This is a genomic window from Absiella sp. AM09-50 (assembly GCF_003433845.1).
In the GTDB taxonomy this organism is placed as follows: domain Bacteria; phylum Bacillota_I; class Bacilli_A; order Erysipelotrichales; family Erysipelotrichaceae; genus Hoskinsella; species Hoskinsella hominis.
Genome location: NZ_QVFI01000007.1, coordinates 126,826 through 140,255 on the forward strand (window position 1 = coordinate 126,826; position 13,430 = coordinate 140,255).

The 13,430-nt window shown below is 36.3% G+C and carries 12 protein-coding genes; 2 read left to right on the forward strand and 10 right to left on the reverse strand.

What is annotated here, in order from left to right; genetic code table 11:
- The first annotated feature begins 113 nt into the window (after nt 1–113).
- Nucleotides 114–950: an AraC family transcriptional regulator gene (locus DW114_RS08575; RefSeq protein WP_117453361.1), complete on the forward strand. Its 837-nt coding sequence runs from the start codon at nt 114–116 to the stop codon at nt 948–950.
- 17 nt (nt 951–967) lie between these two features.
- Here the strand turns inward: DW114_RS08575 and DW114_RS08580 are convergent, their stop codons facing one another.
- The 10 genes from DW114_RS08580 to DW114_RS08625 form a co-directional block, all read right to left on the reverse strand.
- Nucleotides 968–2,119 carry a D-alanine--D-alanine ligase family protein gene (locus DW114_RS08580; protein ID WP_117453362.1) on the reverse strand — a complete coding sequence of 384 codons (1,152 nt, stop codon included), beginning with the start codon at nt 2,117–2,119 and terminating at the stop codon, nt 968–970.
- Between the two features lie 51 nt (nt 2,120–2,170).
- Entirely contained in the window at nt 2,171–3,736 is a 1,566-nt protein-coding gene (locus DW114_RS08585) for a UDP-N-acetylmuramoyl-tripeptide--D-alanyl-D-alanine ligase (RefSeq protein ID WP_117453363.1), read from the reverse strand.
- Nucleotides 3,729–4,433, reverse strand: coding sequence for an alpha/beta fold hydrolase (locus DW114_RS08590; protein ID WP_117453364.1), 705 nt, complete (start codon nt 4,431–4,433; stop codon nt 3,729–3,731). Before DW114_RS08590 ends, DW114_RS08585 begins: the two co-directional genes overlap by 8 nt.
- Nucleotides 4,434–4,527: 94 nt before the next feature.
- Nucleotides 4,528–5,844, reverse strand: a complete 1,317-nt coding sequence (locus tag DW114_RS08595; RefSeq protein WP_199483549.1) for a glycoside hydrolase family 3 protein — start codon at nt 5,842–5,844, stop codon at nt 4,528–4,530.
- A gap of 71 nt (nt 5,845–5,915) precedes the next feature.
- On the reverse strand, nt 5,916–7,277 hold the full coding sequence (locus DW114_RS08600; RefSeq protein ID WP_117453365.1) for a HAMP domain-containing sensor histidine kinase: 1,362 nt from the start codon (nt 7,275–7,277) through the stop codon (nt 5,916–5,918).
- A 1-nt stretch (nt 7,278) separates the two neighbouring features.
- Nucleotides 7,279–7,938, reverse strand: coding sequence for a response regulator transcription factor (locus DW114_RS08605; protein ID WP_117453366.1), 660 nt, complete (start codon nt 7,936–7,938; stop codon nt 7,279–7,281).
- A gap of 145 nt (nt 7,939–8,083) precedes the next feature.
- Nucleotides 8,084–9,424 (reverse strand): phosphoglucosamine mutase, encoded by a 1,341-nt coding sequence (glmM, locus tag DW114_RS08610; RefSeq protein WP_117453367.1) that lies wholly within the window; start codon nt 9,422–9,424, stop codon nt 8,084–8,086.
- A 19-nt stretch (nt 9,425–9,443) separates the two neighbouring features.
- Nucleotides 9,444–10,814: a YbbR-like domain-containing protein gene (locus tag DW114_RS08615; protein ID WP_117453368.1), complete on the reverse strand. Its 1,371-nt coding sequence runs from the start codon at nt 10,812–10,814 to the stop codon at nt 9,444–9,446.
- A 2-nt stretch (nt 10,815–10,816) separates the two neighbouring features.
- Nucleotides 10,817–12,160, reverse strand: coding sequence for a diadenylate cyclase CdaA (gene cdaA, locus DW114_RS08620; RefSeq protein ID WP_117453369.1), 1,344 nt, complete (start codon nt 12,158–12,160; stop codon nt 10,817–10,819).
- 92 nt (nt 12,161–12,252) lie between these two features.
- A complete protein-coding gene (locus tag DW114_RS08625; protein WP_117453370.1) occupies nt 12,253–13,014 on the reverse strand; it encodes an HAD-IIB family hydrolase in 762 nt (253 codons plus the stop codon).
- Nucleotides 13,015–13,120: 106 nt separating this feature from the next.
- Here DW114_RS08625 and DW114_RS21470 point away from each other — a divergent pair, with 106 nt between their 5' ends.
- Nucleotides 13,121–13,282, forward strand: a complete 162-nt coding sequence (locus DW114_RS21470; protein ID WP_178695082.1) for a hypothetical protein — start codon at nt 13,121–13,123, stop codon at nt 13,280–13,282.
- The last annotated feature ends 148 nt before the right edge of the window (nt 13,283–13,430 follow it).

Consider the following 13,430-nt stretch of genomic DNA (forward strand, 5'->3'; position numbering starts at 1 on the left):
GGATTTTTTTAATATCCTTTTCCGATTTTTTAGATAAATTGCTTAATTTGTTTTTTTGACAATATTTTTTCAAATTTGGCAAAGAATTTGATATAATGTCATCAGGTGATATTATGAGTATAAAGCGCTATCAATTTAAAGGACATCAACAAATTGAAAAAATGAATTTCCATTTGTTATATATTTCCACATCTTTATATGAAAAAGACTGGCATTCTACACCGCATGCCCATCATTGTACAGAGTTGTTTTATGTATTAAGAGGACGTGGAAGTTTTCAGGCAAATGAAGAAATCTTTGATATAAAAGAAGATGATTTAATCATCGTGAATCCAAATGTGATGCATACTGAAATGAGTAAAAACACAGAACCGTTAGAATATATTGTATTAGGTATTGAAGGTCTACAGTTTACCACACTCACTAAACAAGGCGAACAGGATGATTACAGCGTACATAATTATTATAATTATAAACATGAAATTCTTTTTTATCTAAAGACCTTACTACAGGAAATCGAGCATGAAGATGAAGAATATGAAATCGTATGTCAGGATTTATTAGAAGTATTAATTATTAATATGGTGCGAAGAACCAAGGCTAACATGATTGTAGCACCAAGTCAGAAGATCACAAAGGAATGTCGCTTTGTGGAGCAGTATATCAATAACCATTTCCGTGAAGATATTACATTGGAATTACTAAGTGAAAAAAGCTATATGAATAAGTATTATCTAGTACATGTTTTTAAACAGTATAAAGGTGTTTCACCTATCAATTATCTGATTAGCAAACGTGTGGAATGTGCGAAGGAGCTGTTAGAAACGACCAATTATCCGATTGCGCAAATTGCGGAATCTTCTGGTTTTTCATCACAGTCTTACTTTTCTCAGGTATTTAAAAAGGCAACAAATATGTCGCCTAATGAGTATCGTAAACGTTATGATTAGGGAGGTATCTCCCCTTTTTATTTGTTTAATTTTAAGCCATTTGCTTCTTTTAAAATATTACTTTGATAACTATGAATCTGTTTCCGGTTTCTTCTGGCATTTTTTCTTGATAATTCAATCAACTCATCACAAAGACTTGAAAAAGGAAGATCACTTGCCTCCCACAGATAATAAGATAAAGAACCAGGAATGGTATTAATTTCATTCACATAAATATCCTGTGTATCTTCATCAATCAGAAAATCGATGCGAGCTACACCTCTTGCTTTGAGAATTTCAAAGGTTAGTGCGGCATATCGTTGTATTTCATCTCTTGTTTCATCATCCATTAGTGCTGGAAGGATTCGGGAAGCACTTGCCATGCCTTTACTACCGCCATCCTGAATATATTTATCCTGATAAGATAAGATATCATCCATCTTTCTCACTTCTTCTAACTCTGAACAGCGTACATGTTCCTCATCCCCCAATACAGAACAATTGATTTCTTTTACATGCGTCAAAAGTTTTTCCACAACAACCTGGATATCATATTGAAATGCTTCAATTAAAGCTTTATGAAGCTGTGTATCATCTCTTGCGATTTGAATACCGACACTGCTGCCTAAATTGGCTGGCTTTATGATCAACGGATATCCCAATCGTTTTGCCTTCGCAAAAAATGCCTCGTCTAGTTTTTGATACAGGGATACATGAAACCAAGGAGTAATAGGAATGCCTTCCTCCTGAAGCAATTGTTTCATAATGACTTTGTCCTGTCCAATTGCTGCACCACAAACATCACTGCCGATAAATGGAATTCTTAATGTTTTACAATATCCCTGAAAACTGCCATCTTCCCCATAGGTGCCATGTAAGACGGGAAATACCATATCAAATTCTATTTCTTTTCTAAAAAAATGATGATGAGAAGGGATGACATAATTGCGGTCTTCTCTTCTAATCAAACTAACTTCCGAAAACGTTGCCTGTATTTCATCCAAATCCTGATATAAATTTAAATCCATCAACATCTCATCACTATACATTCTGCCATCCTTTGCGATATATAATGGGATGATTTCATATTTTTCTTTATCTAGTGCTGCCATAACCTGCATTGCTGATAAGATACTGATTTCGTGCTCAACCGATTCTCCTCCAAACGCTACCACAATGTTCGTTTTCATATGATCTTCCTTTCCGCTTTTACGCTAGTATATGCGCCTATGGAAATTTGGTTAATGTGAAAACGCATCTGGCAGGTCATTTTCCAGCAATACCACATCATGCTCCTGTACGATTTCTTTTAACACTTTCATTGCCTGTGCAAAATCTTTACAGATATGCAGATGATTTTCATCAAACCCTTCTTCCATTAATCCTTTTTGAATTCTGTTTGTTACTTTGATACCAACCAGAATCACTTCATCTACACAATGTGCCATTTCTTTTCCGAATTTTTCATTAGCGATATCTTCTCTATCGCCTAATTCAATCATCCCCGGTGTGACGATGATGGCGCGCTCTTTCATCGCTTTTAATACCTGTAAAGCATTGTGAGCACCTGTTGGATTGGCATTATATGCATCATCAATCAAGGTGTAGGGGGTAGTAGAAACGATTTCAAGACGATGCTTTACATAAGGTATTTCTTTAGTCAGCTCCTGAAGTCTTGTAAATGGCAACCCCATTTCATGTGCTACAGCGATTGCTGCACATGTATTATACACATTGTGTTCTCCCAATAATTTGATATCGAAACCATATACTTCTTTTTCATGTTGAATAGAAAATGACGTACCTGATGCATGTGGCTGGATCTCCATGATACGATAATCCGCAATCATATCTTTACCAAACCAGATAATCTTACATGCACTGGCAAGTGGATGTGCGCGGATATAGGCATTATCCGCATTTAAGAAGCCTAAGCCATTTGCTGGCAGTTCCTCAATCATATACATTTTTTCCCGTACAATATGCTCCATAGAATGAAAAGTCGCAAGATGCTGGGGACCAATTGCTGTCACAATACCTATTTGCGGTTTCACAAAATGCATCAATTCTAATATTTCTCCCACATGATCTGCGCCCATTTCACATATGAATACCTGATGCATGCGTTTTAATGAGTTTCGTATGGTAAGTGTAATTCCCATTTTATTATTAAAACTCTTAGGAGTCATCAGGGTATCATAATAATCACTTAATAAGGTATATAAAATGTTCTTCACAGACGTTTTTCCATAACTGCCCGTAATGCCAATGATGGTTAAATCATCACGTTTAGACAGTTTTGTTTTCGCATCATTGACATAATACTGTTGAATCATACGCTCTAATGGTTCTACAATCACAAGCGATATAAGAATTTCAAAGAAAGGCAGCCAATATAGCCATGGAGTACAAATGATCCATATGGTATCATTTGCATGTGTAAACAGCCATGAAAATAACACGTACAATAAGATACGCACACACAATAATCGTTTGATACGGTGCGTTAGTTTTAAAGGCAGACGATATTTTATTTCATGGTCGATTTTATATGCGAAATAAGCAGTTAGTGCCATCATTAATAAGATGACTTCTTTGCGATATTCCCCATGTAGTAAAAAACACAAATACATACAACACAACAATAACGTAATGAGCAGGGTACGTTTTTGAAGCCAGTTGCTTTTCAGCCAATGCAGGTAACGATCTTTATGATAATGATGTTGTTGAAGAATCATGGTACTGTATTTGATATTCACATAAAGATAACAGATGGAAATGAACCAGTAAATGATCATATTACGCATCTAAGAAAGCATCCACAATGCGTAAAAAACGAAAGCTTTGATGAAAATAAGCAAAGTGGTCCTCCTTTTCCAGCACAACAAGTGTGGCGTTCTGCATATCATGTTCCATCTGTTTACCCATCCAAAGAGGCGTCTGATTATCCTTTTCTCCCCATACCAGCAATGTTTCTACATCAATTTTAGATAATTCCGTACTGATATCCTCATTTACCGCTTTTACCAATATCCCCCGCATGATCCCACTGGCATTTTGATAATCGCTGCTGCCAAGGTTTGCTTTGATCTTCATTTTCTTCAATATCTTATAAGTATAAACCCGCAAATAATAATCCCATGTATAATGTTTTTTTATCCCTGCTGCACCAGTTAAAATCATTTTCTTTACTGGATATGATAAAGCATAACGAAATGCAATTCTTGCGCCAAATGAATGTGCAATGAGAATCGGGCATTCCATATGATATTGATCAGCCAATGCATGTATACAATTTGCATAATCTTGTATATTCCACACCCTTTCAGGCTCCTCACTATCGCCAAATCCTGGAAGATCCAGATTCATCACACAGAAGCGCTTAGAAAGATGATCCTGAATAAACTTCATCATATATGCATTTTGTCCCCAGCCATGTAACAGAATAACGCCCTGACCAGTACCTTTGATTGTAAGATTGATATGATTATCTTGTTCCTCCATCGTATGATACCTCCTATCTATGATAAGTATATGACAGTATCCTACAGAATTAGACCAATAGAAAAAAACGAACACACATGCATGTATGTTCATTTTAAATTAATCCTAATTGTTTTTTCCAAAGCAAAATACGTTTAACACTTTCATTGATACGTTCTTCTTTTATCGTACCTTCTTTTACTGCGCGCAAAACCGCTGGTATCTGGACTTTATAATTTCGGATAATCAGCATATCATTGCCTGCTTCCACGGCCTCAATCGCCCCCTCCTCAAGCCCTCTGGTTTTACGTATCGCATCCATAAAAAGATCATCTGTAAAAATCACACCATCAAAATTTAAATCCTGACGAAGAATTTCATGCAGTTTTGGAGATAAAGACGCTGGATTATTTTCATCCACTGCCATGATTATATTATGAGATACAAGTATTGATCCTGCCCCAGCTTCTATACCTGCTTCAAATGGTAAAAAATCCTGCTTCACAAAATTATCATAAGAACGCTTGTCTAGAGAACTTCCTGTATGGGTATCCTGATTGTTGCCATACCCTGGAAAATGTTTGAGTACACTTCCCATTTGATCTGTTTTCATTGTATTTATAACGGTTTTTACGTACTCTGAAGTCTGTGCAGCATCTTTTCCAAATGCACGAGGATATATAAAATCTGATGGGTTTGTGGATACATCGCTGACAGGCGCAAAATTCACATTGATTTGAAGTGATTTCAATAACGCATCTTTTTCTTTTGTATCCTCTATAATGCGATTAAATCCACCTTCCTGATACAATGTTTGCGGAGATGCAAATGGCTGTGATCGATAATTTGTATACCAGCTTAAGCGGTTGACACTACCACCTTCCTCATCTACTCCAATCAGCATCGAAATCTTGCTTTCTCTTTGAAAAGCTTCATTATTTGTGATAAATTGATCTTTTGTATAAGGCGAAATCGTTTCATCAAATAGCATATAGCCACCCATATGATATGTATCGATTGCTTCTAACGCCTCAGATGTTGGACAACGCACCATAAACATTTGCCCCACCTTTTCTTCCAATGTCATATTAAAAATCATCTCATCAATATCACTTTTTGTTTCACTGCTTATTTGTATCTGTATGGCAATCCTGTCATCATCTTGTTCCTTATATGTCACATGTGCTTTATTACCTACAATCAAATCGCCGCTAATATCTGCTTTTTCTCTATTCATAGATATTGTTTCTTTCGGGGCTTTAATTATAATACGTGTACTTGTAATATCTTCTATCATACCATCAATTTCCATAGTTTTTATGCTTTCTTCCTGATGCTCTTCTGTTTTATCCACAGGTTTTTCATCCGGTTTTGTGGAACAGCCACTCAAGCATAAAAGAATGCTTAGCGCTACGATTAACTTATGTTTCATTTTTCATCACCTAGTTTCAGTATATCATGAGAAACACAAAGATTGGAAAATTATACAGAAAAAAGAAGAAACTAACGTCCCTTCTTTCCTTCTGGTTTTGGTTTTGTGATTCTAAAGATTACACCATCTTCTGTATTTTCACCACATACTTCATAATGGTTTGCGGCAACGACTTTGGATACGATGGATAAGCCAAGGCCAAATTTTCCACCTTGTCCTTTTTCATAAGGCTTAAACAGCACTTTGATACGATCCTCTTCCATACAAGGACCATCATTGGCAATCGTTAATCCTTCTTCTTCATTCAAATGGATTTCTATCTTTGTTTTCGCATAGCGCAATGCGTTTTCCACAATGTTTTCCACAGCAACACGCCAAGGTTCGGCTAAACCATCAAACCACACTTCTTCTAAATCTGTGATAAATTCAATTTCCGGTTTGATTACTTTATTTGCCTGTACAACTTTTTCCACGATTTCCTTCATATCAGAAGAAATACCTTCAGCATCCTGAGAAATCAAATATTCTACACGATTCATAAATAATAAAGAATGCACTTTATTTTCTAATCGATCTGCATTTTCGATAATGACATCCACGCTCTTTTCCAAAGTTTCATATGGATAAATGCCATCTTTGATACTTTCCCCATAAGACTTGATTGTCGCAATTGGTGTTTTCAAATCATGAGAAATATTATGAATCATATCTTCTTTGGTCTTTTCCTGTTTACGCAGTTCTTCACGCATACTGATGAGTGCTTCCGCAAGTTCACCAATCTCATCTTTACGATTAACATGCAGTTCTGCATCTTTTCCCTGTTTGACACGCTCAATATAATTACGTATCTGGTTTAATGGATGAATCAGAGTAATGACCCACATCATCAGGATAATGAAAAAGAATCCTACAACGATCACTGTAATATAAATGACACGGCTGACCAGTTCATCTTTATATTTATCAAAGCTGCTGGAAACACTGCGGGAAATCAGATACTGGTTATCATCTACTTTTGTGATATAATAATAAGAATCTTTTTTACCGCCTGGATAAAAGCCACTCCATTCACTGGCACCTTTTTTATTCATGGTGGCAATATCATTTAAAATGCATTCCCATTCTGCTTCTGATGCACCTAAATTTGATGATTGATAGCCTCTGCCATCCTGAATCACAAAAGAGATTGTCTGTACATTTGCGATGACAGGATATTTATCCTGTCCAGAAAGAATCGTATTCTCTTTTAACGCTACACTGGTTTCCTGGTTTTCTTTGATCATATCATATTCTCTGCCACGCAATACCTGATCGACATTTCCATTCAGATATACAAAGAAAAACAGCGCAAAGAATGTCACAAAACAGAAAATTAATGCGAACAGCTGTTGTGTTAGTGATAACTGTTTGATAAATTCATTAAAACGTTTCATATTAACCTAACCTGTACCCATATCCATAAATGGTATGAATATTCAAGTTTGGCAGTTTTTTACGCAAACGACGAAGGGTATCATCCACAACACGGTCGCTTCCAAAATAATTTTCTTCCCAGACACTTGTCAGAATCTTATCACGGTTGAATGCCATTCCTTTATTTTTGATAAACAGCATTAACAAATCAAATTCTTTTGTGGTCAAATCTATTTCACTTCCATGATCAAAGACTTTACGCTGTTCCTCATCCAACTCATATCCATCAACCATAATACGGTTGTTTTCTTCTTTGTATACACGCTTCATAACGTTGTTAACACGTAATACCATTTCCTTTGGTGAGAATGGTTTCGTGATATAATCATCACTACCTTTCTCCAGTCCAATGATACGGTCAAATTCTTTATCACGGGCAGACATGAAGATGACAGGAATATCTTTTCCCTGTAAACGAATTTCTTCAATTAAATCAAAACCGCTTTTATCATCCAACATGATATCTAAGATCCACAAATGTACATCATCATCACTAACATGTGCACTTGCTTCTTCGTATGTATAATAGCTTCTTACTTCGTAACCTTCTTTTTTCAGATACTGAGCAACAAGGTCATTGATTGCTTTTTCGTCTTCTACAACACAAATCACTTTTTTCACGCAAATCACCTCTTACCTTTATTTTAGACTAAATTATGTGAAAAAAAAAGAGATTTCGTAAAGTCACAGACTTTTTCTAAAATTTAAGACGTCTATCACATAATTCACAAACACAAAAGGCTCAAATGAGCCTTTTGTGTACTTTTTATAATCCTTTTGCGTTAATGAAATCAATCACTTGATTTACATATTGTTCGCAAAGTTCATCTGTTTTCGCCTCTACCATGACACGAACCAAAGGTTCTGTACCACTTGGGCGGACCAGAATTCTACCTTCATCACCTAATTCACGCGCAACTTCATCCACAACCTTTAACAGTTCAGGATCTTCCATTGCTTTATGTTTATCTTTTACAGGTGTGTTGATTAGTAACTGTGGATAGATAAATAAATCTTCACTTAATTCTTTTAAAGATTTCTTTGTGTTGACCATGATTTCCAACAGTTTTAATGCTGTCATCAAGCCATCCCCAGTATTTTCATGTTCATTGAAGATGATATGACCACTCTGTTCTCCACCAACAGAATAGCCATGTTCTCTCATGCATTCAAATACATATTTATCGCCAACAGCTGTTTGTTCATATTTGATGCCTTTCGCCGTTAAGGCGTGATATAAGCCAAGGTTACTCATCACGGTTGTGACAACCACATCATCATGCAAGATACCTTTTTCATGCATATAGCATCCACAAATATACATCGTGTGGTCACCATCAATCAGATTACCATCTTCATCTACTGCAATCAAACGATCGGCATCCCCATCAAAAGCAAAACCAACATGGTAATTGCCTTCCTTCATCATTCTCTGTAGCTCTTGAGGATGTGTAGAACCACATTTGGTATTGATATTAATACCATTTGGCGCAGAATGAATGACTTCTACTGTTGCGCCTAATGCAGATAATGTTTCTGCTGCACAGCTTGTCGCAGAACCATTTGCCAGATCTAAGGCAATGTTCATACCATTTAAATCAATATCTACAACGGATTTTAACCAGGATTCATATAATTCTAATCCTTCATCCCATGAAATCGTATGACCAATTTTCTCATTAACTGCAATTTCAATTTCACTCTTGTCATCGATATAATCCTCGATCAGTGCTTCAATGGCAGGATCCATTTTACAGCCTTCCCCATTGAATAATTTAATGCCGTTATCGTGGAATGGATTGTGGCTAGCACTTACCATAATACCACAATCAAACTGCTCCTTTTGAATCAAGAAGGAAACACTAGGCGTAGGACATACACCCAACAGATACACAACTGCACCTGTACTGGTTGCACCAGCAGCAAGCCCCATTTCAAACATATCGCTGCTTAAACGTGTATCCTTTCCAATCAGAATCTTCGCATGGCGCTTGTTTTCTTTTCCATAATACCAGCCTAAATACTGACCGATCTTCACTGCCATATCAAGTGTCAGTGTATCGTTAGCGCGTCCTCTGGCGCCATCTGTACCAAAATATCTTCCCATATATACATTCCTTTCCTATCTATTCTGCACTTCCTGTTACATTAACAGAAATTGATGCATTCTTTAATTCATATGTCGCAAGCTTGTTTTTGCCTTCTACACTTAACGCCATATCGTTATATGTGCCAGCTTTATCAATCTTACTAACATCAACCGTGATTTTTATATCACCTTTTTCAATCTTATCAATTACTTTCTTTGCACCTTTTACAGTAACATCACTCGTCTTGCTGCCTGAAATACTGTAATTCAATCCTTTGGTGCCATTGATAATTTCAATCGGTACATCTTTTACCACAGTATCTTTTAAATCTGCCAATTTAATGGAGATATTCACAACATCCACATTTGTCGCAGATACCCCATTCATTAATGGCACTGGCATACTGATCTCACGATCCTGTGTCAATGTACTGGCAGGTATCGTAATAGGCAGCTCATCAATCTTATCAAGTGCTTCCTGTTTTCCATACAGTGTAATCGTTTCATGATCCATCGTATAGGATTCAATTGCTTTATTATCCGGCACATTGCCTGTTGGCACCAGTGTCAGTTTAACATCTTTACTAGGACTGGTAACTTTCACTTTCGCTTTCATATCGCCTGGAATAATGTCCACATTATCCATTTTATTACCATCCTGATCATATGCTACTATCGTTGCCTGCTGTTCAAAATCTTTTGTCGTATCCGCATCTACCTTGATGAGTGCCTTTACATAAGCGATTTTATCCAGTGTATCTTTGCTGGCACGTACAAATACTTCACCTTGTTCTAATTCTGGTTCACTTAAATCATAACGATTATTCATAGAACTTCGATTGACATAATCAAAGCCGACAGAGAATCGTTTGATTACTTTTTTCTTAATGGTAACCGTTGCATTGCTTGGCTCCACAATGATTTTTACACGATTTGGCGCATTTTCAACCTCCAGTGTGACATCATGTGTACCTTCTGTTAAATCTGTCATATTCGCCACAATCTTAATATTCTGTGATTTCATATTCTTGATATCACTGATATCCCCAATTGCGGTAACTTCTACTTCATCTGGTAAATTATTTACCTCATATATTTCTGTACTGATACGCTGTTCAACTTTTAATTTGCCAAGACTTTTACTGATTTCATCTGTTTTAAACAAATCTTCTCCACCACTCATGGCGATATAGAAGAATAATGCTAAAACAAGTGCCACCAGTTTTCCATGCTTCTGGTTGAATAACAGTTTATCTAACCATCCGCTTAACCATCTAAAAAACTTTCCAATCTGGTTTTCCACATTCGCATAGGTTTTCGCAAAATTCTGGCTTTTCTCCGCTATTGCTTTCGCAAGCTCTGTTTTTCCTTCAGAACTTAACTGCGTTCTTTTTTTATTTTTTGCCATGCTTACTTCCTCCCTTCTTTATCTTTCTTCGAGGAAGAATCCGCACTTCCATCATCAAATATGATTTCCTGTGCTTCTAGTATGTCATCCATGAATTCATCTTTTTTCTTGCGCCCTTTGCTTTTCGCCTTTGGCTTTGTTTCTTTTACATCTTTTTCCTCAGTATCATCTTTTTTCTTCTTTGGTCTTCCACGTTTTTTCGGCTTAGGTGCTTCTTCCTTGCCATCTTCTTTTTTAGGCTGTGTCTTTTCATCATCCTTAGCCGCATCCACAACGATTGTTTCAAACAGCTGATCAAGTGGCGCATCTGTTTGTGTTTCTACCAGATCCGCAATACCAAGTTTTTCGATTTCGCTGTCCACAACCACATTTTCACTTTGTAGTACATCCACAGAATCTTCTTTCTTACTCTTGGTAAACTTGTTTTCTGGTGTATCTTTACTCTTTGTAGAGCGTTTATTCTTGCCTTTAAAGTAATGTGCAAATACCCCTGGTTTCTTGCCATCATTTGCTTCAATACTTTCTTTTAATGCTTCCTTCTGTACATCTTTTTCACCTTTTACTTCATCGCCCTGTTTCTGACATACAATCATCATCAAGAAATCATGCAGATGAGCAGGTGAAATAACAGAAAGCTTTCCACCCTGAGCAATAGAAATATTACCTGTTTCTTCACTGACAATAATTGTCACTGAATCAGTAATTTCACTAATACCAACCGCAGCACGATGTCTTGCGCCATAACTGGTTGGCAATTCTCTTGTAGTAGGTGGGAAATAAGCGGCAGCACATGCGATTTTTACACCCTGAATAATAACAGCACCATCATGAAGCGGTGTTCCATATTGGAAAATAGAACATAATAGTTCACTGGATACTACAGAATTCATTGGTGTTCCCGTCTTGATATAATCACTTAATGAATGCCCTTGTTCCAAAGAAATCAAAGCTCCTGTCTTTGTCTTTGACATTTCTGTACAGGCCTTTACCAGCTCTTCTACTAGATTTTCACGCTCATTCAGCGTTAAAGTAGAGATTGGTGAAAAAACATTCGTCTTTCCAATTTTCTCTAAAATATTACGAATTTCCGGCTGGAAGATAATAATAATCGCCAACGGTCCCCAATTCATAATTGTCGCAGCCAGTGTTTCGACTGTGTGTAGTCCCAATAGTCCTGCAATCCACTGGGCAATGACAATGACTAAGATTCCCTTAAAAATCTGAATCGTTCTGGAATTGTTTTTTACAATCTTCAAAAGGTAGTAAAACAACAACCAGACAACCCCAATATCCGCCAGCTGCTTTATAATTGTTAATAAGTTGTTAAGAGTAAGGTACTTAAACATGAAAAACACTCCTCTCGCTAGTTTATTATACCATAAAGACTATCCATATACCTATATTTTTTGACATGAAAAAGACATGCAGTAACTACATGTCATTGTAAATCAACAATTGCGTCCGCTACACTATCATAAACATGTTCAGCCGCGTTTAAAATATCCGCTTGTGCATGTGCGACAGCACAGCCATGAAATTCCTTCAACATAGGAATATCATTATAAGAATCTCCAATGGTATAAATATCATCATGCTCTAAATCCATAAAGCTTTCTATGACATAAAGTCCTTCTGCCTTGGAAACTCCATCAGGTACAATATCTACACAATGGGTGTTAGGATAAGCAACCACATATCCTTTAAATTCAGCGTTGATATATTCACTGATTTCATGTGCCATTTGCTGATCATTTAATGAAATTACCAGCTGTGCAATTTTTCCCTTATCCAAAACTTCTTCTTCATTGGTGACTTCTGCCATATCGCCATATTTATGATCGATCTGGTTTTCATCTACCCTGACTTTATAACGATTATAGCCATCATTAATCACAAAAGAAACACAATCCAGTGTTTTAATATAAGAAATGATATCCAGTGCTTTATTAAAATCCATATATAAGCATTGCAGTTTATTGAAGTTAGCATCATAAACCACACCACCATTGTTTGCGATAATAAAATCAAACTCAAAACCATTTCTTTCAATTTCTTTTTTTATAGACTCCATACTTCTTCCAGTTACAAGTCCAAACACATTTCCCTGTTCACGAAAAGCATGAATTGCCTCTACATCCTTTGTATCTACCATTTCACCAGTACGTAATGTACCGTCATAATCACTTGCCAATACCTTCATATCCTTTTCCTCCAACTATATTCATTGTACCAAGTTTTAAACAAATTACAAGAATATGTATAACATTTTATTTGTTGTCCCATACTAGAATCAGGAGGTGTTAGAAATGGCTACTAAAAAATACCGTCCAGGCATGAACTGCGAAAAAACTGGAAAGTACACATGTTACGATAAAAACGGTAACGAAATGTACGGTGACATCGATGTAGAAAAAGACAGACGTTTTCCTCCTTCTCAAGAAGAAGGCTGTTACTACGAAGAACAGTAATATGTTCTAAAAAAATCCTTCCTTGCCAAATCGGCGATGGAAGGATTTTTATTTTCCTTATAATCACTTTCTTTATATTTTAATTATTCTTTAATTAAAAAACACAATAAAAATCTGATTATCCGCTAAAACACAGTATCTATCAGCA